This window comes from Enterococcus hulanensis, from assembly GCF_005405485.1.
Taxonomy (GTDB): domain Bacteria; phylum Bacillota; class Bacilli; order Lactobacillales; family Enterococcaceae; genus Enterococcus_A; species Enterococcus_A hulanensis.
In genome coordinates, this window is record NZ_BJED01000001.1 from 416,644 (window position 1) to 443,040 (window position 26,397).

Annotated in this window: 21 protein-coding genes; 17 read left to right on the forward strand and 4 right to left on the reverse strand. The window is 42.7% G+C overall.

Annotated features, from left to right (window positions below):
- Positions 1-139 precede the first annotated feature (139 nt).
- Positions 140-895 carry an alpha/beta fold hydrolase gene (locus FFR60_RS01935; protein ID WP_088935088.1) on the forward strand — a complete coding sequence of 252 codons (756 nt, stop codon included), beginning with the start codon at positions 140-142 and terminating at the stop codon, positions 893-895.
- A gap of 75 nt (positions 896-970) precedes the next feature.
- Here the strand turns inward: FFR60_RS01935 and FFR60_RS01940 are convergent, their stop codons facing one another.
- Positions 971-1,822 (reverse strand): alpha/beta hydrolase, encoded by an 852-nt coding sequence (locus FFR60_RS01940; protein ID WP_137662768.1) that lies wholly within the window; start codon positions 1,820-1,822, stop codon positions 971-973.
- Between the two features lie 155 nt (positions 1,823-1,977).
- Between FFR60_RS01940 and allC the strand changes: the two genes are divergently transcribed.
- The 7 genes from allC (at position 1,978) to arcC (ending at position 10,053) form a co-directional block, all read left to right on the forward strand.
- Complete coding sequence (gene allC, locus FFR60_RS01945; protein WP_137662769.1) at positions 1,978-3,207, forward strand: allantoate deiminase; 1,230 nt, start codon at positions 1,978-1,980, stop codon at positions 3,205-3,207.
- A 15-nt stretch (positions 3,208-3,222) separates the two neighbouring features.
- Entirely contained in the window at positions 3,223-4,008 is a 786-nt protein-coding gene (allE, locus tag FFR60_RS01950) for a (S)-ureidoglycine aminohydrolase (protein ID WP_137662770.1), read from the forward strand.
- A gap of 21 nt (positions 4,009-4,029) precedes the next feature.
- On the forward strand, positions 4,030-5,094 hold the full coding sequence (gene allD, locus FFR60_RS01955; RefSeq protein WP_137662771.1) for an ureidoglycolate dehydrogenase: 1,065 nt from the start codon (positions 4,030-4,032) through the stop codon (positions 5,092-5,094).
- Between the two features lie 19 nt (positions 5,095-5,113).
- Positions 5,114-6,871, forward strand: a complete 1,758-nt coding sequence (fdrA, locus tag FFR60_RS01960) for an acyl-CoA synthetase FdrA (protein ID WP_137662772.1) — start codon at positions 5,114-5,116, stop codon at positions 6,869-6,871.
- A 14-nt stretch (positions 6,872-6,885) separates the two neighbouring features.
- On the forward strand, positions 6,886-8,148 hold the full coding sequence (locus FFR60_RS01965) for a YlbE family protein (protein WP_137662773.1): 1,263 nt from the start codon (positions 6,886-6,888) through the stop codon (positions 8,146-8,148).
- A gap of 13 nt (positions 8,149-8,161) precedes the next feature.
- Positions 8,162-9,037, forward strand: coding sequence for an oxamate carbamoyltransferase subunit AllH family protein (locus FFR60_RS01970; protein WP_137662774.1), 876 nt, complete (start codon positions 8,162-8,164; stop codon positions 9,035-9,037).
- A 77-nt stretch (positions 9,038-9,114) separates the two neighbouring features.
- Positions 9,115-10,053: a carbamate kinase gene (gene arcC, locus FFR60_RS01975; RefSeq protein ID WP_137662775.1), complete on the forward strand. Its 939-nt coding sequence runs from the start codon at positions 9,115-9,117 to the stop codon at positions 10,051-10,053.
- A 30-nt stretch (positions 10,054-10,083) separates the two neighbouring features.
- Here arcC and FFR60_RS01980 read toward each other — a convergent pair whose 3' ends face one another.
- Positions 10,084-11,718, reverse strand: a complete 1,635-nt coding sequence (locus FFR60_RS01980; RefSeq protein WP_137662776.1) for a PucR family transcriptional regulator — start codon at positions 11,716-11,718, stop codon at positions 10,084-10,086.
- Positions 11,719-11,842: 124 nt separating this feature from the next.
- Between FFR60_RS01980 and FFR60_RS01985 the strand changes: the two genes are divergently transcribed.
- From FFR60_RS01985 to FFR60_RS02005, 5 genes are all read left to right on the forward strand, one after another.
- The gene (locus tag FFR60_RS01985) at positions 11,843-13,054 is read left to right on the forward strand and encodes a pyridoxal-phosphate-dependent aminotransferase family protein (RefSeq protein ID WP_137662777.1); all 1,212 of its coding nucleotides are present in this window, start codon (positions 11,843-11,845) and stop codon (positions 13,052-13,054) included.
- Positions 13,055-13,218: 164 nt separating this feature from the next.
- Positions 13,219-14,463 carry an MFS transporter gene (locus tag FFR60_RS01990; RefSeq protein WP_137662910.1) on the forward strand — a complete coding sequence of 415 codons (1,245 nt, stop codon included), beginning with the start codon at positions 13,219-13,221 and terminating at the stop codon, positions 14,461-14,463.
- A 272-nt stretch (positions 14,464-14,735) separates the two neighbouring features.
- Entirely contained in the window at positions 14,736-16,217 is a 1,482-nt protein-coding gene (allW, locus tag FFR60_RS01995; protein ID WP_137662778.1) for an allantoin permease, read from the forward strand.
- Positions 16,218-16,244: 27 nt separating this feature from the next.
- Positions 16,245-17,609 carry an allantoinase AllB gene (gene allB, locus FFR60_RS02000; protein ID WP_137662779.1) on the forward strand — a complete coding sequence of 455 codons (1,365 nt, stop codon included), beginning with the start codon at positions 16,245-16,247 and terminating at the stop codon, positions 17,607-17,609.
- Positions 17,610-17,685: 76 nt separating this feature from the next.
- Positions 17,686-18,939 (forward strand): MFS transporter, encoded by a 1,254-nt coding sequence (locus FFR60_RS02005; RefSeq protein ID WP_137662780.1) that lies wholly within the window; start codon positions 17,686-17,688, stop codon positions 18,937-18,939.
- Positions 18,940-19,016: 77 nt separating this feature from the next.
- Here FFR60_RS02005 and FFR60_RS02010 read toward each other — a convergent pair whose 3' ends face one another.
- Positions 19,017-20,624 carry a PucR family transcriptional regulator gene (locus tag FFR60_RS02010; protein ID WP_137662781.1) on the reverse strand — a complete coding sequence of 536 codons (1,608 nt, stop codon included), beginning with the start codon at positions 20,622-20,624 and terminating at the stop codon, positions 19,017-19,019.
- Between the two features lie 50 nt (positions 20,625-20,674).
- The gene (locus FFR60_RS02015; RefSeq protein WP_137662782.1) at positions 20,675-21,433 is read right to left on the reverse strand and encodes an IclR family transcriptional regulator; all 759 of its coding nucleotides are present in this window, start codon (positions 21,431-21,433) and stop codon (positions 20,675-20,677) included.
- 177 nt (positions 21,434-21,610) lie between these two features.
- Here FFR60_RS02015 and FFR60_RS02020 point away from each other — a divergent pair, with 177 nt between their 5' ends.
- Genes FFR60_RS02020 through FFR60_RS02035 form a run of 4 tightly spaced genes read left to right on the forward strand, consistent with a single transcriptional unit; the run spans position 21,611 to position 26,389 of the window.
- Positions 21,611-23,281, forward strand: a complete 1,671-nt coding sequence (locus FFR60_RS02020; protein WP_137662911.1) for a thiamine pyrophosphate-dependent enzyme — start codon at positions 21,611-21,613, stop codon at positions 23,279-23,281.
- Between the two features lie 36 nt (positions 23,282-23,317).
- Complete coding sequence (locus FFR60_RS02025) at positions 23,318-24,220, forward strand: sugar phosphate isomerase/epimerase family protein (RefSeq protein ID WP_137662783.1); 903 nt, start codon at positions 23,318-23,320, stop codon at positions 24,218-24,220.
- An 18-nt stretch (positions 24,221-24,238) separates the two neighbouring features.
- On the forward strand, positions 24,239-25,192 hold the full coding sequence (locus FFR60_RS02030; RefSeq protein WP_137662784.1) for a D-2-hydroxyacid dehydrogenase: 954 nt from the start codon (positions 24,239-24,241) through the stop codon (positions 25,190-25,192).
- A gap of 54 nt (positions 25,193-25,246) precedes the next feature.
- A complete protein-coding gene (locus FFR60_RS02035) occupies positions 25,247-26,389 on the forward strand; it encodes a glycerate kinase family protein (RefSeq protein WP_137662785.1) in 1,143 nt (380 codons plus the stop codon).
- Positions 26,390-26,397 lie beyond the last annotated feature (8 nt).

The following is a 26,397-nucleotide window of genomic DNA, read 5'->3' on the forward strand; positions in this document are numbered from 1 at the left end:
TGGGACTCGCAGCAAGAAAAAATCTTTAATTCATTTTTTTAATATTTCCTAAGAATTATTATTGAAGCCAATGATCCTTATCGTTGGCTTTTCTTGCTATACTAAAAATGAATGGATTAAGCTTTAAGGAGGGATTGTAATGAGTTTCTTTAGCTACAAAGGAAAGAAAATTTTTTACGAGACAATCGGAGAAGGAAAGCCGCTTGTATTTTTGCATGGAAATACCTCGTCTTCAAAGTTATTTACTCCTATGCTGCCTCTTTATAAGAACTTTCAAGTCATTTTGATTGATTTTTTAGGCTATGGCCAGTCCGATCGGTTGGATAAATTTCCCACAGAACTTTGGAAAGATGAAGCCCGTCAGACGATTGCTTTACTGGAGCATTTAAACCTGCGTGATGCCAATTTAGTCGGAACTAGCGGCGGCGCTTGGGTAGCCATCAACACAGCTTTTCTAAGACCCGATCTTATTGCGACCGTCACCGCCGACAGCTTCGACGGACGAACATTTCATGACGGCTTTGACGAAGCATTATTAGCCGAACGTTCATCAACAATGGCCGATCCTGAAGCCTCAAAATTTTATCATTGGTGCATTGGGGAGGACTGGAAGGAAGTGGTCGAAAGAGACACAGACTCTATGTGGCGCTTGATCATTTCCCGAAGAGAGCTGTTCTTTGATTCCCTGCAAATCTTACAAGCACCATTACTTCTGACCGCTACAAAAAGAGATGAAATGATTCGGCCCAATATCGAAAGGGAGTACCAAGCCATCGTTGGCGAAGTTGTTCAAGGACAATTCAAAATCTTTGAAAAACCAGGGCACCCGGCCATCGGCTCCAGCGCCGAAGAAGTTGCAGCGACCATCAATCAATTTATCGCGGAATATAGTTGATTAACAAGCATTAAAATAAAAGTTCCAATTTTACTATATATAATAGTAGAATTGGAACTTTTTTTGATTCAAAAATTACTGTCCATCTTGTATTTGATCATTGAGCCAGCTAATCAATTTTTGATAGACCTCGGTCGCCACTGAGTTTTCCTCTCTGTCAAAATCATGTTCGACCAGATCCAATTCTAGGAATAGGCAATGTTCAACAGCTTCTGATAGTTGTCGCGACGAGTCGATCGGAACATCGGGATCTTTCTGACAGTGAGCCATAAATACAGGCGGAAACTCTTCCAGTTGCTCAGTATTGACTGTTAGTTTATTCGTGATTGGACCTAAATAGCTGAGCCAATTTCCATATTGTCTAGCAGACAGATACAGCGAAAACCGTTCTGCTAAACTGCCATCTATTGTTGGTCTTTTTTTGATAGATTGCTGCGCGATTAGAGGCGGGACTTTCGGAAAACGTTGATAAAAAGCACTTGGCAAAACAAAATCCGAATGGTCAAAATGATGATACCCGTAAAAACGGATCAATCCCCGCTGGTGTTCATAATTATTAGTAGTTAAAATGGAAGCTAAATAGCCCCCAGCCGATCGTCCGAATAAGAAAAAATCCGGTTCTGATAGCTTCAATTGAGTCTGATAATTTTCTAAGAACCACCTGACAGCCTCTTCAAGACAATCAACTATCTCAGACAACGGTATCTCCGGCGCCAACGGATAGTCAAACGACAAAACATTCAATCCACTTTCTAAAAAAAGTTCAAGATAGGGCTTAGGAAGATCCTCCCGCTCACCAAAAAGAAAGCCGCCGCCATGAAAATAAAGAATCGTTCTATTTTTTGCAGCTGTCTTAGCAGCCGGAAAAAAAGAAGCCTTTAACGAGAGCTGCTCCCAATTTTTATAGATAAAACACTGTGTACTCATAAAATCCCTTCCTTCTATCCTAATTATAGAAAATCATTTGAAGGTAATTCACAGTGCTTTGGCACAAATGAATATCAATTTTTGTCACTTATGAACAATGAACTTCGAACTATTAGCGCTTACAATGAGTTTACTAATCAAAGGAGGTCTATGGAATGACTTTAGAAAAACGTTTAGATAATAATATCAAGGCATTGTCACAGATAGGTAGTGATCCAACAGGCGGCATGACGCGGCTGCTCTATTCAGATTCTTGGTTAGAGGCACAAAAATTTGTTGAAGGTACCATGCAGGAAATCGGGCTGGAGACTTCATATGATGAAATCGGAAATTTATTTGGCCGGGTGACTGGAACAAAATATCCTGAGGAAACGATTCTTTCTGGTTCGCATATCGATACCGTAGTCAACGGCGGGACGTTAGATGGTCAGTTCGGCGTAATGGCCGCTTATCTTGCAGTTCAGCAATTATTAGAAACCTATGGCAAGCCTTTGCGTTCATTAGAAGTTATTTCAATGGCCGAAGAAGAAGGCAGTCGTTTCCCAACAGTCTTCTGGGGCAGTAAAAACTTCGTCTGCGAAGCGTCCAGAGAACAGGTGGAGGATATTGCTGACTCTGAAGGATTGAAATTTGTTGATGAAATGCGTCGTCAGGGCTTTGACTTTGCCAAAGAAGCAAAAACCAGACGCGACGATATCAAAGCGTTTGTTGAGATCCACATTGAACAGGGAAATGTTTTAGAAAATGAAAAGCTGCAAATCAGTGTCGTGAACAATATTGCCGGGCAAAAGCGTTACACCTTTGTGCTAAGAGGCGAGGCTAATCACGCGGGCACAACACCAATGGGCTACCGCCGCGACGCAGTTTACGGCTTCTCCAAAATTTGTTCGGGGATTATTGATCGGGCATTTGCAGAAGGCGATCCGCTCGTGGTTACTTTTGGCAAGGTTGAGCCTAAACCGAATACCGTTAATGTTGTACCCGGCGAAGTATTATTTACGATGGATTGCCGTCATACTGATGCCAATGAGCTGAACAGATTCACTAAAGAAGCTGAAGCATATATGAAAGAGGTCGCTAGCGAGCTGGGATTAACCTTGGAGATTGATCTTTGGATGGATGAAACGCCGGTTCCAATGAACGAGAGCGTTGTCGAAGTAGTCGAAAAAGCTGCAAAAACTAAAGAAATGAAATACAAGGTGATGCATAGCGGAGCAGGCCACGATTCCCAAGTCATTGCACCGCATTATCCAACCGCGATGATTTTTGTACCAAGTATCAAGGGAATCAGCCACAATCCAGCAGAAGCGACGGACTTAGCAGACCTTGTTGCCGGAGTGGAGGTTTTAACACAGGCACTCTATGAGTTGGCATACAAAGAGTAGGAAAGAGGAGAAAAAATGGGTTACAAGAATAATAATATTGGCTATATCGATGGCTTACTAGAATCAAGAGCGGTCATCAAAAAAAATAATTACGCTGTCCTTCCCCATGAAGGATTGGTCAACAACGTCATTCCAGGATTTGAGAATTGTGATTGTTCAATCTTAGGCTCTCCGAAATTGGGTGCCAGCTTTGTAGATTACATCATGACTTTCCATAAGGATGGCAAAAATGAACTGGGCTTCGGCGGCGAAGGCGTTGAGACCTTAGTTTACGTAATCGATGGAAAGCTGAAGGTAAGCGACAGCAAAGAAAGTCATACCGTAATCTCTGGCGGTTATGTTTATTTACCAGCGGGAGAAAAAATGTTTTTAGCAAATGCCCAAGAAGAAGATACCGAATTCTTCTTATATAAAAAGCGTTATCAGCCACTAGCAGATCATGATGCTTATAAAGTAGTCGGCAATGTAAATGAACTGGAGCCAATCCATTATGAAGGAATGACCGATGTCCTTCTTTGGGATTTTTTACCTAAGGACCTTGGCTTTGATATGAATTTTCATATTTTATCTTTTGAACCCGGCGCAAGCCACGGCTATATCGAGACGCATTATCAGGAGCACGGAGCTTATCTGCTTTCTGGAAAAGGTATGTACAATTTGGATAATAATTGGCTGCCGGTGGAAAAAGGGGATTACATCTTTATGAGCGCTTATGTTCATCAAGCGGCTTACGCAGTCGGAAGAGATGAGCCGTTAAAATACGTCTACTCAAAAGACTGCAATCGTGACCCTGAAATTTAAAAAAAGGAAGTAGTTTGTACGATGGAAGAAACAATGACTGTTCAACCAGCAAGATTACACGAGTTAATTCAAGATAAATTAATACAGGCCGGTTTAAAAGAGACGCATGCCGATACGGTGGCAGAACATTTAGTTTTTGCGGATGCTTGCGGCATCCATTCACACGGTGCGGTACGGGTAGATTATTATGCGGAACGTATCGCTAAAGGCGGAGTCACGCTTGATCCCCAGATTACCTTTGAGCGGACTGGCGCAAGTACGGGGATTGTTCACGGAGATAATGGCGTTGGACAATACGTAGCGCTTCGAGCCTTAGAGTACGCGATTGATCAAGCCAAAGAATCCGGTGCAGCAATCGTGGGTGTCAAACGGATCAGTCATTGCGGCGCACTTTCCTACTATGTAAAACGTGCAGCCGAAGAAAATTTGATCGCCATTTCCATGTGCCAATCTGATCCGATGGTGGTTCCGTTTGGCGGTTCGGAAAATTATTTTGGAACCAATCCAATCGCATTCGCGGCGCCTAGGGAAAATGGAGCACCGATTGTTTTTGATATGGCAACCACGGTTCAGGCTTGGGGGAAAATATTAGACGCTCGTTCTAAAAATCAAGATATCCCGGATACTTGGGCGGTTGATGCGAACGGACGCCCCACAACGAATCCTCATGAAGTCAATGGCCTGCTGCCGATGGCTGGACCAAAGGGATTTGGCTTAATGATGATGGTGGATGTCTTATCCGGCATGCTCTTAGGTCTGCCATTTGGAAAAAATGTTTCTTCTATGTATAGCGATCTGACTGAAAAAAGAAATCTTGGGCAATTATTTATCTTGATTGACCCGAGACGTTTTACAGATCTGCCAAGCTTTAAGCACAGTATCGAAACCATGATTGAAGAATTACATGACATCGCTCCAGCAACTGGTTTTAATCAAGTCTACTATCCAGGTGAAACCAATCAAGTCAAATACGACCAGTATATGACTGAGGGAATTCCTGTTGCGAAACAAGTCTTAGATTATTTGGAAAGAGATACGATCCATTTTGATCAATATGGAAAAACTGGAAGTTTTGCAACTAAATAAAAGAGAGTGAGGGAATCAAGTGTTACACACGATTATTCAAAAAAATAGTTATCAAGATTCGATCGTATTGATGTTACTAACTAATCGATTAAATACGCTGGCTGGAGTGACTAAGGCTTCAGTTATGATGGGCACACCTGCTAATAAAGATATTTTTAAAACTGGCGGACTGTATACTTCAGAACTTGAAGAAGCATCCTCCAATGACATGGCGATCGTTTTAGAGATTGACGGCAAAGACGAGCAGCTGATCCAAGACGTCTTAAACACGATCGACGAATTTTTAGCCGAGCAAAGCAAAGGCGGAAACGATAAAGGAACGGAAACTGTAAAAACTTGGGATAAAGCATTGGAACTCGGTGAAGACGCTCACGTTGCAATCTTTTCAATTCCAGGCACACACGCAGCATTAGAAATTGAACATGCTTTAAATGAAGGCAAGCACGTTTTCTGTTTTAGCGACAACGTAGCACTAGAAGATGAAGTCCGATTGAAACAAATGGCTCATGAAAAAGGGCTATTGTTGATGGGACCAGATTGCGGTACAGGGATTATCAACGGTATTCCTGTAGCCTTTACGAATGCTGTGCGCAAGGGAAGTATCGGAGTCGTAGGCGCTTCTGGCACAGGTATCCAAGAAGTAACAACATTGATTCATAAACTTGGCGGCGGCGTAACTAATGCGATCGGAACCGGCGGACGCGATTTGAAGGCCGAAGTTGGCGGAATCACTTTGAAGGATAGCGTCGCAACACTGGAGAATGATCCTGATACAAAAGTGATCGTCGTGATTTCAAAACCACCTGCACCAAGCGTTCGTGATGAGGTGCTTGATTTATTAAGAAGTTCTTCAAAACCCGTCGTGACTATTTTTCTAGGAGAAGATCCGACTGATCACGAAGAAAATCTCTATCGGGCCTATACCTTAGAAGAGGCAGCCGAAATTGCTGTGCAACTGATGCACGGCAAAGAAGTAGTAGAAAAAAATACTGCGTTAGAAGATCCATGCTATCAATTTGCCGCAGGACAGACCGGAATCAAAGGACTATACTCTGGCGGAACCTTAGCCTATGAAGCGGCCATGTTAATGAAGCGTGCACTTGGATTGAAGGATGAAAAAGAAGCAGAAGCTGGCTTTATCCTGAAGGATGGCGTTCACGAGATTATTGATTTGGGCGATGATATCTACACCCAAGGAAAGCCGCATCCTATGATCGATCCAAGCAAACGACAAGAAATGCTGGCTCAAGCCGCGGATGATCCAACTACTGCAGTGATTTTGCTAGATGATGTGCTGGGCTACGGCTCTCACGAAAATATGGCAAAGGAATTAGCTCCAACGATCAAAGAGATCAAAGAAAAGGCAGCCTCAGCCGGCCGTGAATTAGTCGTTATCGCAACAATCGTCGGTACGGATGAAGATCCGCAAAATATGGCTGAACAGAAAAAAATATTAACAGAAGCCGGAACGATCCTTTGTAACAGCAATGCCCAGGCAGTGAAACTAGCTTTAATAATACTTGGTCATCCGTTAACTCTTCCGGAAAGAAAAGTCTTACCGAAGAAATCCAGCGGCAAAGCAACAGTAATTCCTTCCAAAGAGATGATGCGCTTGCTGACCAATGATGCCTTCATCAATATTGGCTTACGCAGTTTTTCCGATGCGATCACAAGTCATAACGGCAAGGCGGTTCAATTTGATTGGCAGCCGGTTGCTGGCGGCAATATCACCTTGCAAAAAGCATTACAGTTTTTGAATAAAGCAGAATTGAATTAGGGGGAGAATGAAAAGTGTATAAAACAATTGATGAAGCAAACCAAGCGGTCGCCGCAAAAATTGTAGCCGGTTCTCCTTTCTTATTAGATGTAGTACCTGCGAAGTCAGTAATCACTGAACTAAATGAAGGCAAGGTCTTGTTACATGCCGGACCGCCGATTCGTTACGATCAGATGATCGATCCGATCCAAGGAGCCTGCGTCGGTGCAGCGCTGTTTGAAGGATGGGGCGAAACAGAAGAAGAGGTGCGCCAGCAATTAACATCTGGCGAAGTAAAGCTGATTCCTTGTCATCATGTTGATGCAGTAGGTCCAATGGGAGGAATTACCTCTGCCAATATGGCCGTATTGGTAGTAGAAAATAAAACTGACGGTAATCGAGCGTACTGCACGATGAATGAAGGAATTGGTGCAGTATTACGCTTTGGAGCTTATTCAGCTGAAGTGGTCGATCGCTTGCACTGGATGAAAAATACTTTAGGTCCCGTTTTGAGTGCTGCCTTGAAAACAATGGAAAACGGCTTAAATGTCAATGTCTTAGTTGCCAAAGCGATTTCAATGGGGGATGAATTCCATCAAAGAAATATCGCGGCATCGCTGGCTTTCTTAAAAGAAGTTGCTCCGGCTATCGTTTCACTTGAGGGCTTCGAAAAGGAAAAACAAGAAGTCATTCAATTTTTAGCTGATACGGATCAATTTTTCCTAAACATCATGATGGCTTCAGCCAAAGCCGTGATGGATGGTGCCAGAAAAATTCAAGAAGGAACGATCGTTACAGCGATGTGCCGCAATGGCTATGAATTTGGAATCCGGATCGCAGGGATGGGGGACGAATGGTTTACCGGTCCTGTTAATACACCAAAAGGCTTGTACTTCTCAGGATTCAGCGAAGCAGACGCCTCACCGGATATGGGGGACAGTGCGATCACAGAAACCTTTGGTGTTGGCGGCATGGCGATGATCGCAGCTCCGGCAGTTACTCGTTTTGTCGGCTCCGGCGGCTTTTATGATGCCTTAAATACTAGTAATGAGATGACTGAAATCTGTATCGACAGCAACCCGAATTTTCCTGTCCCAACTTGGGATTTCAAAGGAATCTGTTTAGGGATCGATGCGCGAAAAGTAGTGGAAACGGGTATTTTACCAGTAATCAATACTGGAATAGCCAATAAAAAAGCTGGTTTAGGACAAATTGGAGCGGGGACTGTAACACCGCCGATTGATTGCTTCGAGAAAGCCGTTTTAGCTTATGCCAAGAAATTAGGATTCAACGAATAAGGAGAGAAATGCGATGCTGATAGAGGCCTGCTGTTTTGATCAAGAAATATATAATCGTTCACTTCCCAAAAGCTGGTGGCGTGTTCACAGCAAATTTGGCAGCAGCTTTAATATTCAAGACGAAACGGGCCAGCATTTAGCTGTCGTTTCGACTGAACAAAGCGCTGTGGTCCCAAACGGAATCTACTTAAAAACAGCAGATTTCAACACACTGTCAGCAGAAATAAAGATCGACGATTGTTTAATTATCCAAAATCAAACTCTTCGATTTGGAAAAAGCCAATTACTCTTATCTGGAAAAGGCTATCAGACATTTCAAAGCCAACAAACAAATAGGATTGAAGAATCCGTTTGGACCGATTACGAATGCTGCATTCGAAGGCTTGCCAAAGAAACCGGCTATCAGGAAGAATTGAGTTTGATTTTCTCTAGTAATCATCGATTTGTATCCGCAATTGATGATTTGTGTTCTGAACAGCTGTCTCAGCAGCGGCAAGCACTGCACTTTTTAATCGGACGAGGTCCTGGATTGACGCCTTCTGGAGATGACATGATTATCGGGCATTTCGCTGCTCGCTCATTAATGGGGAAAAATAATCAGAAGCTGCAAACCTACTTGCGTACCAAAATGACTGCGGTAGAAGACTTGACCACTGATGTCAGCAAGCATTATCTGCTGTGCAGCTTGAATCAGCGCTTTAATCAATCTGTTTTAAGCTTGCAAGAAGCTTTGTTGACTCCAAACAGTCAGCTGGAAAAAGCTATCCAAACTGTTTTGAAAACAGGACATACTTCAGGGGCCGATTTTTTAGCAGGCTTTACTAGAACTCTTTATTGGTTCAATGAAGCTGATGGAGTGAGCAATAAGAAAATTTACGGAATAAATTAACTGCTTTGGAATTTAGCAAAGGCATGGATACCATCATGCCTTGCCTTAGCAGTATTCAAAAAAGTAGGAGGAAGAACATGGCAAATCGTGTAGTGATTGCTCTTGGCGGGAATGCCATTTTAAAACCAGGTCAAGCTGAAACAGTCGAAGCACAATTAGAAAACATCAAAATAAGTGCTGAAATGATTGCAAAAATTGAAAAGCTTGATTATCAGATCGTGGTGACTCATGGGAATGGGCCGCAAGTAGGAAATATTCTACGGCAAAATGAAGAAGCAAAAGACATTGTACCGCCATTTCCTTTAGATGTCTGCAACGCAGAATCTCAAGGATTTATCGGTTACTTAATGGAGCAAACGATCAAGAACAAGATCGAAGAAGAAGGTTTGACTAGCGGAGTCGTGACTCTTTTAACGCAGGTCGAAGTGTCTGCAGACGACGAAGCCTTCCAAAAACCAACGAAACCAATCGGCGTCTTTTATTCAAAAGAAGAGGCGGAAAAAATGTCACGAGAACGCAATTGGAAGATGATGGAGGATGCTGGTCGCGGTTATCGCCGAGTTGTACCATCGCCTAGACCTTTAACGATCCATGGCGTGAACTCGATTGTAAACCTATTGAACCAGAATACCATCGTAGTGGCTGGCGGAGGCGGAGGCATTCCGGTTTCCAGAAATGAACATGGCCATCTAAATGGAATTGAAGCTGTTATTGACAAGGACCGCACTGGTAAGAAGCTCTCTGAGCAAGTCGATGCCGACGTCTTCATGATGTTGACAGACGTTAGCAATGTATACATTAATTACGGCAAACCAAACCAAGAAAAATTAGAGACGATCACACCGGAAACTGCCCAAAAACATTTTGAGGACGGTCATTTTGCTGACGGCAGCATGGGACCGAAGATTGAAGCAGCGATTCACTTTGCGCGCCAAGGTAAAACCTCAATCATTTGTGCATTGGAAGAAGCAGACCAAGCGTTATTAGGCAAAGCAGGTACACGAATAGTTGGGTAAAACGCCCACTTTTCGTGTACCTAAAGGTGTTTATAAATTATCTTCCTCTGAAAGCTCTAAAGCCAAACGCAAATCAAGACTGACTCCGGAATCATGGATATTTTTTCCGATAATCTCATTGCATTGATCGATTCGGTATTTAATCGTATTGCGATGAACGAACAATGCTTTGGCTGTCCGTGCAATTTCACAATGAAAATCGAGGTAGTATTTCAAGGTTTTTCGCAGTTCAATCAAGGAGTCCTCTTTGGGGTAGGCAAGATCCTTTAACGTGATCTCACAAAAATAGGTAATATCCGAAGGGCCCATCTTCTCGAAAAGACTGCGCATGCCTTTTTGCTGATATTGATAGGTTAAAGGAACCGTTGAGAGCAGCTGCATCTCTTCGAAAGCCGTTTTTGCTTCAATATAAGATTTCGCAATATCATCAATGGCGTCGTAAATCGTCCCTATACCGAATCTCAGTTGGATTTCTAACCGATCAAACAAATCTGTAGCAACCGCAGTTAAGATATTTTCCAGATTTTCCTGCTTGTGCTGCACCAATATGACATAGTGAGCCGTATCTTTGACCTTAAATAAGGTGACATCCTTGATATGATGCTCAAGCTTATCGCTTAGCCAGTTGAAGCCTAATTGACTGACTTCTTCTTGGTATCTGATTTTCGAATAATGCTGTTCCTTTTGCTGGCAAGCGACATAAACTACGCGATAATGCCGTGCTTTGACAAGTCCATAAGTCGCACCTGAATCCAGCCAATCACGAGGTTCTTGGTTCGGTGCCTGCTGTATCTCGATCATGCGGGTCAAAAAATCCGTTTTCAAAACATCATAAGATTCTTGAATTTTTTGATTTTTATACAGCATAAAGGACAATACTAGGGCCGCTTGCTCCAAGGCAAAATTTGATACGGGATAAGGAATTTTCTCTGGATTAAGAATAACTAAAGAGTGAGGAAAATAGTGATTCGGCTCCACAGAAAAATAGGAGACCAAAAACGTTTTCTGATCCAAATCCTTGATCAAAGTGGAACCTTCCTTCTTATTTACGAAATTAGGGTCTTCCAATTTGAGTTGATCAATATAGTATTCTGCGGGTTTAGTCGTTTTTGAAAAATGTTTTGATGCCGCATGAACACGCTGATAAGGGTCTACCAAAATCACAGGAGTATTGATTAACCGACCAAAATCAGAAATAAAGCGTGCGATGCTTACGTCGTTTACCAGCATATTGGAAAAACGGCGTTGGATATCTAGAGCATAGTTTAACTGCTCCGTCTGTTTATCCCACAACAAATTCAGCATTTGATGGAGCAAACTGCCTAATGGGATCGAAATCGGGATTTGAACGATCGGAAACTGCTTTTCATTAGCATAATCAATGACCTGCTGTTCGATTTCATCAATGAAGCGTCCGACCTTGATACCTAGTCCGGCCGCATTTTTTTCCTGAAGCGAATCAATCAGCTCAAATATTTTGCTTTGATCATCACGGTAAATCATCGCGGTAGTCAATAGAAAGGTTTTTTCAGGAATATAGAAAGAAATATCTGGCGTTTCACTGATTTCAATGCTGTCTACCTGCAAGTTTGCGTAATCAGGATTGGTTAGCAGGATCAAGTCAGAAAAACGCGGAATTTGTAATAAATCAAGTATTGTTCTCATAGCATCCTCCTAGCTTAAAGTATATTCAACGCAGCGGGGATTAACAAGAGCGAGTTAGCTATTTTAACCATTAGAATTAAGTTTTTGTGCAAAACAAACAAATAAAAGAAAAAGAGGGATTTTTATGTTTTCAGAATTAGTAATACCAAGCCGCACGATTATGACACCCGGACCTGTCGAAGCTCATCCAAATGTTTTGAGAGTGATGAGTTCAACGATTTTAGGTCAGTTCGATCCAGCCTTTTTAACAATCATGGATGATGTCAAAGAAATGATCAAAGTACCCTTTGGAACAAAAAATGAGCAGGCTTTTGCCATCGATGGAACATCGCGCTCTGGTTTAGAAGCTGCATTAATCGCTTTGATCGAACCAGGCGATAAGGTTTTGATTCCTGTTTATGGCCGCTTCGCGTATTTACTAGGAGAAATTTGTGAACGGGCCAAAGCCGAAATCAAGTATCTCGAAAAAGATTGGACCGCGCCTTTTGAGCAAGCTGAGATCATCCAAGCAATTGATGACTTTGAGCCAAAAATCGTTGCGATGGTTCACGGTGAAACTGCTAATGGACAAATGCAGGCGTTGGATCAAATTGGGGTTGCTTGTCGTAAAAGAGATATCTTCTTTGTAGTTGATATGGTCGCGACTTATGGCGGTGTGCCGATTTTTGTTGATGACTGGTGCGTCGATATTGCGATCGGCGGAACGCAAAAATGCGTCAGTGTGCCATCAGGGATGTCCTTAATTACTTATAATGACCGCGTGGAAAAGGTTCTTACCACCCGTTATCAAAAAGAGTTAGGGCTAAGCAAAGTGGATCGCAATGAAAACCATATCAGCAGCAACTATCTAGATTTAAGTCAGCTGCAGCGCTACTGGAATACTGAGCGTATCAATCATCATACTGAAGCAACCACTATGATCTATGCCCTGCATGAAGGTTTGCGGACAATGATCAATGAGGGGATCGAAAATGTCTGGGCTCGTCATAAATTGAATGATGAAGCGATCGTAGCAGGGATAAAAGCGATGGGGCTAGGTTTCTTCGGTAATATGGAAACAAAAATGCCGACAGTTACACCGATCTTGATCCCTGAAGGGGCAGATGACGGAGAAGCGATCCGCAATATGCTGCTAGAAGTGTTTGGCGTGGAAATTGCTTCATCCTTTGGTGATTTGAAGGGAAAAGTTTGGCGCATCGGGAATATGGGCTACAGCAGTCGCCGGGAAAATGTTCTACAGGTATTAGGCGCTTTGGAGTCTGCGTTGATTTATTATGGCGCGACAATCAATAAAGGTGAAGCAGTTAAGGCTGCCTTGAAGGTTTATGAAGTGTAACTAAAGCGATACGAAAAATTTGGTTAGTTTGCACAAAATTTTTTTTACATTTGTTTCAAGTGTCAATGTATCTAACCATACAAAATTTTACAATGAGGATGGGCAATGAAAAGGGATACATTGCCTATCCTATAATTATAAACGAACGTCATGGAGGAAGAATGATGGAAATGAATAAAGAACGAATCGGTATGGAGTATTGGAAGAAAATCATTATTTTACTTTGCTCTGGGTGGGTATCGATTTGGATTTATCGCTCAGCATTATCACCAGTCTATCCACAGATCAATGCCTCATTAGGAGGAAACGTTTCAGATACAGCTTTAGGCTCCATCTCGAGCTTCTATTTCTTGGGGTATGTCATTATGCAGATTCCTGCTGGTTTTTTAGTTGATAAGATTGGGAAAAAGAAAGTACTTATTCCAGGATTTATATTTTTTGCTTTAGCAGCATTCATAATTTCCCAAGCGTCAACGATTTCGATGATTTATCTTGGCAGTTTTATCGCAGGGATCGGCTGCGGATCTTTCTACGGCTCTGCCTATTCGCTGACTTCGCAAAATATTCCAGCGGAAAAGAAAAGCTTTTCTACGGCGATCGTTAATAGCGGCTCTGCCGTTGGATCAGGGCTGGGGATGATCCTTTCCAGTTACCTGGTTGTTCAATTAGGTCTTCCATGGCAAATCATGATGTACATTTCAATGGCAATGACCTTAGTGATGTTGGGCGCCTTCAGTATTGTTATTCGCAGCAATAAAGATGATGTAGCCTTCAATCAGCCGAAAGAAAAAGTGGAAGAGAAGCCGAAAGAGGCTGTTTCAATGAAGTCACTGTTATCACCAGCCATGCTGTTTACCTATATTTTGTATTTTGCTACGTGTTACGCGTATTACATGACTGTTACTTGGTTGCCGAATTTCTTAGGAACAGAACGGGGATTTCAAGGTGCCGCTATCGGATTTTCTTCTTCTCTAGTAGCGTTCGCATCGATTCCTGGAGCATTGTTCTTCAGCCGCTTAGCCGACAAATATATGGATAAAAAGGTTCGCTTTATCGTCATTTTAGAGATCTTAGCGGCAGTGATGCTGCTGATTACGGTGCAGTCTTCAACCTCGACCTTTTTGATGATTGCATTAATCATGTACGGATTCTTAGGTAAATTAGCTGTTGAACCGATCATTATTTCTTGGTTAGGGGAGAATGCGCCGCAGGTCGGAATTGGAACGACATTAGGTGTGTTTAACTTCTTTGGAATGATGTCTTCAGTTATTGCTCCAACCTTGACCGGATCGATCTCAGATGCTACAGGCTCCAAAGTGATGGGCTTTTACATTGCGATCGTTCTATTGATCGCAGGTTCATGCCTATTTCTACTATCCAATCTTAGAAAAGCAAATAGCCAGCTATAAACCTTTATAAAAAAGATACGATACAAATGGACCTATTTAATATTTAGTGAAGTATTAAATAGGTTCCTTTTAAAAAAAGCGTATGTTTACATAACTATTATTTTTAGTGCTTTAACTTAGTCACAACAGTCTGCCGTTTGATTGTCTATCCTGTACAAAACGATGTAAGCGCTTTTGTAGGTTCAGCCAATGCGTTGAGTTTTTGAAACGCTTACACTGTTGGTAACAAAAGTTATTAAAGTCAAGTTTCAGAGGAAAAAGGAGGCGCAATAGTGGAAAACACAGATTATCAGGTTTCAGAAGAAGAAGTTGCCCGCTTTAAAGAGCGAGGCTACAACGATGACATGTTGCCTAAGACACCAGAGAAGCGAAATATGGGAATGAAAAACTATTTTACTCTTTGGATGGGCTCCGTGCACAATATTCCTAATTATACTGCGGTCGGCGGATTTTTATTCTTAGGTTTATCACCGATCAATGTCATGATGGCATTAGTTATCAGTGCGCTAGTCGTTGCTCTTTTCATGACGATGAATGGGCGGGCGGGATCGAAATACGGAATTCCCTTCGCACTTCATTTACGATCGACTTATGGTGATGTTGGGGCAAAGCTGCCAGGATTTTTACGTGGGTGTGTAGCAGCGATTGCTTGGTTTGGGTTACAGAATTATACAGGTTCTCTTGCACTTTTAGTATTGATTGGAAAAATTTGGCCTGGCTTTTTAGCACTCGGCGGATCAACCAGCTTTTTTGGAATCGGGATTCCCGGCTTGATTGCCTTTACCCTTTTCTGGGCGATCAACATGCTGATCGGCATCGGCGGCGGCAACATCTTGAACAAGTTTACAGCGATTTTAAGTCCGCTCATTTACATCGTATTTGGCGGGATGGCAATCTGGGCGATCCGAGCTGCTGGCGGGATCGGCGCTATCATGTCCTTTGACACTAGCGGCGTAACGCAAAGCATCAATCCCGTTTTCGCTTATTTTATGATCATTAATTCAGTGTTAGCCGTTTGGGCGGCACCAGGAGCGAGTGTTTCTGATTTTACTCAAAATGCCAAGTCCACTAGAGATCAAACGATCGGGCAGATGGCCAGTTTACTTGTCGCTTACTTGATCTTTGCTTTTTCAAGTGTCGCAATTCTGATTGGCGGATCAATTCATTACGGAATCCAAGAATGGAATGTGTTGAACATTGTTGAGAGATGGGATAATTTCCCAGCGGTTATTATTGCGATGACCGTCTTCTTATTAACGACGATCTCGACAAATGCTACAGGGAATATTATTCCGGCCGCGTACCAGCTTTCAGCCTTATTCCCGAAAAAGGTCAATTATAAAAAAGGCGTCATCATCGCCAGCGTGATCAGCTATGTGATCATGCCCTGGAAATTAATGGAAAATGCCGACAGTATCTTCATTTTCTTAAACTCGATTGGTGCAGTTTTAGGACCCGTCGCCGGCGTTATGATCGCTCATTACTTCTTCATCAAAAAGCAAACGATCAATTTGGATGCTCTTTACATTGATCCAAAAGAAGACAATACCAAAAATGTTTATCGCGGATTAAATCGGCAGGCCTACATCGCAACGATTATTGCTTTAATCGTTTCATTAAGCGGGCAATTCATTCCAGCTTTGCAGGCAATTTCAAATGTATCATGGTTAGTTGGTTTTTCTTGCGCATTTGTTATCTATTTCGTTTTAAGGAAATTAGGCTCTAAGGATGCAACCGAAGAGGCTTTTGATTAAATTATTTTAAGAGAGGATGAACACAGAATGAATCATGATTTAGTTATCAAGAACGGCCTAGTAATTTTAGAAAATGGAGAAATTGAAACAGATGTCGCGGTCAAGGATGGGGTCATTGTTGCCATCGGGAAAGATCTAGAGGGAGACAAGATCATCGATGCTGCTGGCTTGGTTGTCAGTCCGGGAATGGTGGATGCTCATGTGCATATCACAGATCCTGGCGGCGGGTACCGCGATGAGTGGGAAGGCTACGTAACCGGTACAGCTTCATGTGCGAAAGGCGGCGTTACTTCATTTATGGAGATGCCATTGAACCAAGTCCCTGCAACGACAGATGCTGAAAGCTTGAACATCAAATATGAAGCAGGCAAAAATAAGCTGCGTTCAGATGTCGCATCTTTTGGCGGTTTGACTCCGTTAAATCTCAAAGGCGGGATTCAAGAGCTGAAAGATGGCGGTGTAGCAGCATACAAATGCTTTATGGCGACCTGCGGTGATCGTACTATCGATGGCGATTTTATGAATGTCGATGATTATTCTTTATATGAAGGAATGAAGCAAATTGCTGAAACGGGCAAAGTGCTGGCAATTCATGCTGAAAATGCAGCGATTACTGATAAATTAGGCGAAATTGCGTATAAGAACGGTGAAACAACGCTGAAGGCTTATGTAGAAAGCCGTCCAGTATTTACAGAAGTAGAACCGATTCGCCGCGCGATCCTTTTAGCAAAAGAAACCGGCTGTCGAATCCATATCTGCCATGTGGCTTGCCCAGAAGGCGTAGAAGAAGTAACTAAAGCGCGCGCTGAAGGTGTGGATGTGACGTGTGAAACGTGTACTCACTATTTATACTTCCATACTGATGAGTTGGATGCTATTGGACCAGTAGTGAAATGTTCACCGCCGATCCGTGATTTGGATACTCGCGAAGCAATGTGGGAAAAAGTATTATCAGGTGAAATCTCATTTGTTACATCTGACCATTCACCTTGTACACCAGATTTGAAGGACAAAGAAAATGCCTTTGAAGCTTGGGGCGGTATCTCAGGTGTACAAAATAATGTCGACGTTATGTACGATGAAGGGGTTCAAAAACGCGGTATGAGTCTGAAAATGTTTGCGGATATCATCGCAGCAAACCCAGCGGATCGTTATGATTTGGGTTCTAAAGGCCGGATCAGTATCGGTAAAGATGCCGACTTTGTGCTGATCAAGCCAAATGCGCCATATACTTTAAAAGCTGAAGATTTAGAATACCGCAACAAGATCAGTCCTTACATCGGACGTGAAATTGGTGCGCAAGTTGTTCAAACTATTTTGCGAGGCGAATCAATTTATAGCCAAGCAGATGGTGTTACTGCAGAATTTCCTGGTGCGTTTATTAAAAAATAGCCATCAGCAGCTTCGATGGACTGTGCTGAGCTAAGTACAGTCCATCGAGATTTTTGATTTAAGGGAGGACGTAAAAATGGAAGAATCAGTAACAAAAAAGCGAGCTCCCTATTGGAAGCAGATTATCTTTGTCTTGACTGCAGGGTGGATCGTGATTTGGATTTACCGGATGGTTTTGACGCCGATCTATCCGATCATCAGCGACTATTTTGGCGGAGCAACAGATTCGGAATTAGGCACAATTTCAAGCTTTTATTTTTTAGGCTATGTGAGTATGCAGATTCCATCAGGGATTCTTGTAGACCGCTTTGGCAAAAAAAGAATCCTGATTCCCGGCTTTTTGCTTTTTGGAATAGGGACATTGATTGTCGGGACTGCTGCTAGTTTGTCGACGGTCTTTATTGGCAGTGTGTTGGCAGGGTTGGGTTGCGGAACTTATTATGGTGTAGCGTATTCTTTAACCACTGAATATGTGCCCGCAGATAAAAAAAGCCTCGCAACGGCCATCGTAAATAGCGGAACGGCTGTCGGAAGCGGGTTAGGTTTGATTTCTTCGAGTTTTTTAGTTGGTGAGGGAATCTTACCGTGGCAATTCTTATTATTTATGACCGCAATTTTGATCGTAGGAATGCTTGTGGTCTTCAAAAAGTTTATTCGTGAAAAAAAAATCGTTAGTAAACCGGAAGCTGCCAGCACCTCCCAGACAAAAGGTTCCATCAAAGATCTCTTTAAGCTGCCGATGATCGCAGCGTATGTCCTGTATTTCGCCACCTTGTATACTTATTATTTAATTGATACCTGGCTGCCTAACTTTTTAGAGACGGAACGAGGCTTTCAAGGGACTGCGATCGGGATTGCTTCTTCGTTAGTCTTTTTTACGGCAATCCCGGGAGCGCTGTTTTTTAGTCGAATGGCTGATAAGATACCTCATAAGAAAACAACGATCATCATCCTGTTGGAGCTTTTAGCTGCCAGTGTCTTGTTCCTGACTATCACGACGTCTAATCAAACGTTATTAGTAGTAGGGATTATGGCTTATGGCTTTTTAGGCAAATTAGCGGTGGAACCGATCATCATTTCTTGGTTAGGGCAGTTCGCACCAAAGAAGAGTGTCGCTACTACTTATGGCGTGTTTAATTTCTTTGGGATGTCTGCTTCCGTTCTGGTGCCATCGGTTACTGGATTGATTTCTGATGCGACGGGCACAAAGGTGTATGCCTTTTATTTAGCCATCGGGATCATCTTTGCCGGCACACTCGTATTTTATCTGATCAATAAAGTCTGTCAGAAAAGAGAAGAAAAAGCAGAAGTAACTGAATCAACCTGCTAAAAATTGTAAATTAAATAGACTACTAGGTTGCGGGTGCTTAACCCTCAGCCCAGTAGTCTATTTAGTATTCCTTTAAATTAATTAGCGTCCGGCTCGGATAGAAATAGGGCCACGCGCAATTGCAGTGAAAATTCCGGATCATTGATGCCGGTATTTAAGAGTTCTTCGCATTTTTTGATTCGGTATTTTACTGTATTGCGATGGATAAACAGCAGCTCGGCCGTTTTGGTTATTTCACATTGCATATCCAAATAAGTCATCAACGTTTTTCTTAGTTCTTTATCTTGTTCGTTGTCTGGATAGGCTAGATTTTTCAAAATGGAAACACAGAAATAATGCATATCCTCATTTGAGACATTCTCTGTGATCCGTTTGATTCCTTGAATTTTATTGTAAGAGACAAATGCCGTTTTATCCTCCGATTCTTCCAATGCCTGCTTGCTTTCAGTATAGGAAAAGTGCAGGAGATCGATATTATTCACCGGATCACCAATGCCGAAGCGTGCATACACGCCGAACAGTTCAAATAATTGTTGATGAATGTCTTCCAAAATTGGAAGGATCTCAGTTTTTTTCTGAATGACAAAGATCCATTGATTCAATTGCTCAGTAGGAAACACCATAATATCTTTGTATTCAGCTTCGACGCGTAGAAACAAATAATCATAGGTCAGTGCATCCAACTCTTTAGTATAAAAATGCTGCTCTTTTTGAATGAGGGCTTCGATATAAACTACGCGATAATAATTGGAACTCAAATTAGGAAAATGCCGCTTGTATTCTAACCAATCCGTATCCTGCGAAGCGGTCTTCCGATTCAGTAGATAGGTGAGAAAGCTGCGGCGCTCTGCTCTTTTTTCATTTAACAGCGTCTGTTCCTTATAAAGGGCCAAGGTCAACACCGTTAAGGATTGCTGGATGGCAAATTGGGAGAACGGATAAGGCAGCTCATCTGGATCAAAAATGATCAGCATGTAAGGCAAATAACGATCTGAACTGAGGGGAAAGATATTAATCAGCATTTTTCCCTGTTCCGTATCAACTAAAAGTCGTTCACGGCGTTTCGCTTTCTGACATTCGCGGACTTTTTCCAAGAATGCTGCTTTTTTATTTTTCAGCATATCAAGATTGGAATAGGGCATTTGAGAGCTGACAATTTCTCCAAAGGGATCAATCAGCAGAACAGATTGTTTAATCATCGAACTGAGCTCTTTCACCAACGTGTCAACCGAAGCTCCGCGGATCATTAAATTGACAAATTTCTGCTGGATCTCTAAGGCAAAAAAGATTTGCTCCGTCTGGTCATGCCACAAAAAGCTAAGCAGCTTATGAGAAATATCTCCCAACTGATGACTAACAGGAATTTGCAGAATCGGAAAATTCAATTCGTCAGCGACCACTAATACCTGAGGATCAATTTCAGTTAAATAGCGCCCAACCTTGATCGCTAATCCCGCAGACGGCACTTCAGCCAGGGAGCGAACCAAATTACATAACCCTTGCGTATCATCGCGAAATGCCATGGCCGTGGTCACTAATAGGGCGTTTTTTTGAATGTAGTAGGAAACGTCTGGTGTTTCGAAAATTTCAATCGTATCCAAAGGCCGTTCTAGGTCAGCCTGTTTATTCAGTAACGATAGTTCAGAAAAACGTGGAGTCTGAAGGATTTCTTTGATTGACGTCATATTCTTCTCCTATTTTCTTGATTGTTTTGCTTCGCTGATTGTCTAAAAAATTACAGGCAGAAATTCTGAGTGACATGCTTTAAAACTTCGACTGTTTGGCTGATTTTTTCACTGCTGGCACGAATCGAAGGCATGGAAACGCTGAGTGTCGCAAGCAAAGTCTGCTGTTGATCCATTAATGGAATCGCAACACATTTCACACCCATCTCGCATTCTTCATCATCCATCGAAAATCCTTGTTCTTTGACTTTACGCAGTTCTTTTTTCAGATCGGCTGCAGTTATTATTGTTTGGTCGGTCAAGGAGACTAATTGGGTTTGAGCTAAATAATGATCCAGTTCTTCTTCCGTCATTTTGCTTAAATAGAGCTTCCCAGCACCAGTGCAATATAAAGGTGCGCGTTTTCCGATTTTTTGTGTGACGTTCAAAAGATTGTCCTGACTGTCGATGGATTCAATGTAGACCAGCTCCTGTTTGTCACAAAGAGACAAACAAGTGGCTTCATTTAGTTCACTCGAAATTTGCTGCATATATGGTCGAACTAAAGAAACAATATCGTGGCTGATCGTCGTACTGTTGGTGAGCAATTTGAATTTTAGAGTCAAGGAATAATCTGCTGTTTTAGGGTTCTGCTGAGCATAGCCCATGGTCATTAAAGTATAGAGAAGCCGCGATGCTGTAGCCTTTGGCAGGTTTGTCTGCTTTGAAATATCATTTAGCGACATTGGGCTTTCGACTGCCGACATATTCTCAATAATCGCGAAGACTTTTTGGACCGAATGATTAATCTTAAGCTGCTTTTCTTCCATATTAGAAGCTCCTTTTAAATTTTGATATTTTCTATGTTTGTCCAAAATGAACAAATCGATTTTCCGCCTGACAAAAATACAGCGTTTACATTGTTCGGCTATTGCTCACATGGTAACATGCAATAAAGTGAAATGCAATATCACATAGTGAAATACAAAAAGGAAGAAGGAATGGATATGAAAGCAGCAGATGCGATCGTTCAGATTATGGTAAAGGAAGGAATTACAGACGCATTTGGTATTCCAGGTGCAGGGATCAATCCTGTCTACAAGTATTTAGAAGATGCGCCCATCGAACATTTTTGCATGCGCCATGAAGAAGCTTGTATGCATGCGGCGGATGGTTATTATCGTGCTTCCCACAAGATCAGTGCAGCACTCTGTACGTCAGGCCCTGGAGCGACCAACTTTGTTACCGGATTATACACGGCCCATATTGATTCTATTCCAGTTTTAGCAATTACAGGTCAAGCCAATAGCTGGCAAATGAAGCAGGATGCCTTCCAATGTGTAGATATGGAAAGCATCGCGAAAACGGTTTGTAAGAAAGTGTTCTGTGTTCTAGAGGCTGAAAAAATTCCTGAGATCATGCAGGAAGCTTTCTATCTAATGCGTAATGGAAAACCTGGTCCCGTTTTGCTGGATCTGCCGTTAGATATTCAACAAGCCGAAATCGACTTTGATATTGACAGCTATCAGCCAGCCGAAAAGGAAATCGTTAAACCTGAAATATTTGAGATTCAAAAGGCCTTAGACATGATCCAAAAAGCTCAAGCACCGATTATCATTATGGGCGGCGGTGTGATTTTATCTCATGCAGAAAAAGAATTAATTGAATTTGCGGAGCTTTTAGAAATCCCCGTGATCACTACTTATATGGCCAAAGGCGGTCTGCCGGAAGAGCATCCGCTAAATGCAGGTCACGCTGGAATTCAAGTCGGTCAGCCGATCGGCAATAAATACTTCTTGGACTCTGATCTAGTAGTCGGAATCGGTAATCGTTTCACTGATCGCCACACAGGTAACTTGGCGGTTTATCGTGAAGGTCGTCAATTCATCCATATCGATATTGAGAAAGGCCAAATCGGAAAAGTCTTTGATCCTGATTTGGGCATCGTTTCAGATGCGAAAGAAGCTTTAACTGCTTTGATAGCAGAAGCAAAAGCTCTTGAAGCAAAACCAATCAATCCAAAACGGGCTGCTGATTTACCAGCTGCCAGAAAAGAATTGGCTCGCAAAACAGACTTTGACAGCCGCCCAATGATGCCCCATCGTGTGTTCCACGAAATGAACGCTGCCTTTGATGATTCGACCATGTTTACAGCCGGCTGCGGGATCACTCAAATCTGGAGCGGACAATTGCAAAAAATCAATCGTTCGCGCCGTTACTTGCCATCAGGCGGTGCAGGAACTTTAGGCTATGAAGTCCCAGCAGCTTTCGGCGCAAAGGTGGCCGATCCTGAGGCACACTCAGTGACTGTATTAGGCGATTTTGGTTTTACCTTTATGGGGGAAGAGATTGCGGTGGCAGCGGCCTTCAAGAAACCAATCATCGTGATCATTGTCAACAATGCCTACCTTGGCTTGATTCGTCAAAATCAAAAGGGAGCTTACGGCTTTGAATATGCTGTCGACATGCCTTACAACCAAGACGGCACGATGGATTATGTAAAAGTCGCGGAAGGTTTCGGCTGTGTCGGCGAACGTGTCTTTACCCCTGATGAGCTAAAGGGCGCGTTCGAGCGGGCGAAAAAAGCTGGAAAAACTTATGTGATCGATGCGATTTGCAAGCCTGAGCAATTGTGCGACATGGGAAATGCCTTGGACAACGTGAAATCATTTGTTTAAAACTCAAAAAACAATAAGGAAAGAGAGTGAAGAGAAATGAAAGAAAGTATTCATAAATATTTTGATATGGGATTGATTCAATGGATGAGCTATCCGCCGCAAAAATACCCGTTGTTAGATACATTAACTAAAGTAGCTCGTGATCCATATTTTAACGCGATCGAAATGACTCAAGTAAAAGAGGATCAAGAACGGGAAAATGCCCGCGATATTTTAGCTCAAAGTCATATGCGTGTGTGTTATGGTGCCCAGCCGCGACTGTTAGGACCCGGTTTGAATCCCAATGCGATCAATGAAGAGGATCGGCTGTTAGCAGAAAAAACATTATTGGAAGCCATCGATGAAGCTGAATATTTAGGAGCGAAGGGCATTGCCTTTCTTTCTGGCAAATGGGAAGCCGCCACGAAAAAGGAAGCTTATCAACAATTATTGAAGACTACTCGCAACTTGTGCAGCTATGCTGCGAAAAAGGACATGATGATCGAATTGGAGATTTTCGACTATGACATGGATAAATGTTCCTTGATTGGTCCAGCTCCGTTAGCGGCGCAATTTGCGGCGGATGTTTGCTTGACCCACAATAACTTTGGTTTAATCGTCGACTTGTCGCATTTTCCGACTACTTATGAAACCAGCAAATTTGTCATTCAGTGTACGAAACCTTACATTACTCATTTGCATATTGGCAATAATGTGGTTAAAGAAGGCTGCGAAGCCTACGGTGATCTGCATCCACGCTTTGGCTATCCTAATAGCGCGAACGATGTACCAGAATTACTGGATTTCTTCCAAGTATTGAAAGACGAAGGATTTTTAGATGCGAAAGCGCCGATGGTTCTGTCGTTTGAGGTTCAGCCAAGACCAGATGAAGATGGCGATATCATTGTTGCCAACACGAAACGGGTCATTGAACGTGCATGGGCGTTATTGGAAGACTAACAGGAAAGGAAGAAACTTATGAAAATCGTTGTTTTAGATGGGTATACAGAAAATCCCGGCGACTTGAGCTGGGATACGTTAGGCCGCTTAGGAGAATTAACCGTTTATGATCGCACACCTCAAGATCAAGTCATTGAGCGCATCGGAAATGCCGAGATCGTTTTAGTCAACAAGGTGCAAATGACTAAAAAAATCATTGAACAAACAACTAGTGTTAAATATATCGGTGTTTTGGCAACTGGCTACAATGTTGTGGACGTAGATGCTGCTAAGGCAAAGGGCATCACCGTGACCAATATTCCGACGTACGGAACAGACGGCGTCGCTCAATATGCCATCGCACTCCTTTTAGAGCTTTGTCACCGCATCGGGGATCATTCCAATACAGTTTCCGCAGGCGACTGGACTAATAATCCCGACTGGTGCTACTGGAACTCACCCCAAATGGAGCTGGCTGGTAAAACCCTTGGCATCATCGGTTACGGGCGAATCGGTCAAAAAGTAGGCGCAATCGCCAGTGCCCTTGGCATGAACGTTCTTGCCAATGACCGAGGGAAAAAACAAGACACATCTGCTGGAGCCAAATTGGTTGACTTGGATCAATTATTCAAGGAATCCGACGTAATTTCTTTACACTGCCCGTTATTCCCGGAAACAGAAGGAATCATCAACAAGGAAAATATCGCGAAGATGAAGGATGGCGTGTATATCATCAATGATTCTCGCGGACAATTGATCAATGAAGCCGATTTACGAGATGCTTTGAATAGTGGAAAGGTTGGCGGCGCGGCAGTCGATGTCGTTTCAACTGAACCGATCAAGATGGATAATCCTTTACTAGAAGCGAAGAATATGATTATCACCCCTCACATGGCTTGGGCTTCTCGTGAAGCACGCTCGCGCTTGATGGATATCGCTGTCGAAAATGTCGAAAAGTTTCAACAGGGTACACCAATAAATGTTGTGAGCTAGTAAGCTAAGGGAAATGATACTCAGCTTATGAAAATACGAATAAGGAGGAGCGTTATGAAAATAGTAATCGCGATGGACTCCTTCAAAGGCAGTGCCAGCTCATTAGAAGCTGGTGCTGCTGTAAAAAAAGGAATCCAGCTTGGGATGAAGCAGCCGCAAGACATCGAGATTTTACCTGTAGCCGATGGCGGAGAAGGTACCGTTGAAGCCTTCATCGCAGGTACCTCCGGTTCAATCAAAACAGCCGAAGTAACCGGCCCGCTCGGAAAAAAAGTAACCGCCCAATATGGCTGGTTAAACGATCAAGCGATCCTCGAAGTTGCAGAAACATCAGGGATCACACTAGTAAAGAAATCAGAACTAGATCCTTGGCAGGCGACTACCTACGGATTGGGCGAACTGTTGAAGTCGCTGATCAAAAATGGACAAAGAAACTTTTTGATCGGTTTAGGCGGCAGTGCGACAAATGATGGCGGTCTGGGAATGCTGCAGGCTTTAGGTTATCGCTTTTTAAAAGCGGATGGGAAAGAAGTCTCTCGAAGCATTTGTGAAATAGAACACATTGCAACAATTGATGCTTCGCAGGTACCAAAGGAATTAAAGGAATGCCGGTTTACTATCGCAAGTGATGTGACGAATCCTTTATGCGGTGAGCGCGGTGCCACAGCAGTCTTCGGTCCTCAAAAAGGAGTCACGTCAACCGATGTAGCTAAGCTCGATGTACGGCTGCAGCATTTTGCCAAGATTACAGCGGATTATTTGAAAGAAGATTTCTCTCACACAGCGGGAGCTGGAGCGGCCGGCGGATTAGGCTTTGCCATTCTTGCCTATTTAGGCGGGGAAATTTTTCCAGGCTTCCAATTATTAGCAAAGGAAAAAAGCTTTGAAGAAAAAATTCAATCCTCTGATCTCGTAATCACAGGTGAAGGACGATTAGACGCCCAATCAGTCATGGGAAAGGTGCCGTCTTCCTTAGCCAAGATCACTCAAAAGTACAACAAGCCATTGATCGCGATCGTAGGCAGCACCTCCGACGATGCTTATCAATGCAACGACCACGGAATTGATGCTTTCTTTTCGATTATTCATCGGATTGGCACCGAAGAAGAACTTTTACAGCCGTCTGTCACAAAAGAAAGTATCCAGCAAACAGCAGAACAATTGTTTCGCTTTTACGAAAAAATGAAGTCGCTTTAAGGAAGGAT

Coding starts and splice junctions, on each gene's coding strand:
- FFR60_RS01935 (WP_088935088.1), top strand. CDS start 140: ATGAGTTTCTTTAGCTACAAAGGAAAGAAAATTTTTTACGAGACAATC.
- FFR60_RS01940 (WP_137662768.1), bottom strand. CDS start 1,822: ATGAGTACACAGTGTTTTATCTATAAAAATTGGGAGCAGCTCTCGTTA.
- allC (WP_137662769.1), top strand. CDS start 1,978: ATGACTTTAGAAAAACGTTTAGATAATAATATCAAGGCATTGTCACAG.
- allE (WP_137662770.1), top strand. CDS start 3,223: ATGGGTTACAAGAATAATAATATTGGCTATATCGATGGCTTACTAGAA.
- allD (WP_137662771.1), top strand. CDS start 4,030: ATGGAAGAAACAATGACTGTTCAACCAGCAAGATTACACGAGTTAATT.
- FFR60_RS01970 (WP_137662774.1), top strand. CDS start 8,162: ATGCTGATAGAGGCCTGCTGTTTTGATCAAGAAATATATAATCGTTCA.
- arcC (WP_137662775.1), top strand. CDS start 9,115: ATGGCAAATCGTGTAGTGATTGCTCTTGGCGGGAATGCCATTTTAAAA.
- FFR60_RS01980 (WP_137662776.1), bottom strand. CDS start 11,718: ATGAGAACAATACTTGATTTATTACAAATTCCGCGTTTTTCTGACTTG.
- FFR60_RS01985 (WP_137662777.1), top strand. CDS start 11,843: ATGTTTTCAGAATTAGTAATACCAAGCCGCACGATTATGACACCCGGA.
- FFR60_RS01990 (WP_137662910.1), top strand. CDS start 13,219: ATGGAAATGAATAAAGAACGAATCGGTATGGAGTATTGGAAGAAAATC.
- allB (WP_137662779.1), top strand. CDS start 16,245: ATGAATCATGATTTAGTTATCAAGAACGGCCTAGTAATTTTAGAAAAT.
- FFR60_RS02005 (WP_137662780.1), top strand. CDS start 17,686: ATGGAAGAATCAGTAACAAAAAAGCGAGCTCCCTATTGGAAGCAGATT.
- FFR60_RS02010 (WP_137662781.1), bottom strand. CDS start 20,624: ATGACGTCAATCAAAGAAATCCTTCAGACTCCACGTTTTTCTGAACTA.
- FFR60_RS02015 (WP_137662782.1), bottom strand. CDS start 21,433: ATGGAAGAAAAGCAGCTTAAGATTAATCATTCGGTCCAAAAAGTCTTC.
- FFR60_RS02020 (WP_137662911.1), top strand. CDS start 21,611: ATGAAAGCAGCAGATGCGATCGTTCAGATTATGGTAAAGGAAGGAATT.
- FFR60_RS02025 (WP_137662783.1), top strand. CDS start 23,318: ATGAAAGAAAGTATTCATAAATATTTTGATATGGGATTGATTCAATGG.
- FFR60_RS02030 (WP_137662784.1), top strand. CDS start 24,239: ATGAAAATCGTTGTTTTAGATGGGTATACAGAAAATCCCGGCGACTTG.
- FFR60_RS02035 (WP_137662785.1), top strand. CDS start 25,247: ATGAAAATAGTAATCGCGATGGACTCCTTCAAAGGCAGTGCCAGCTCA.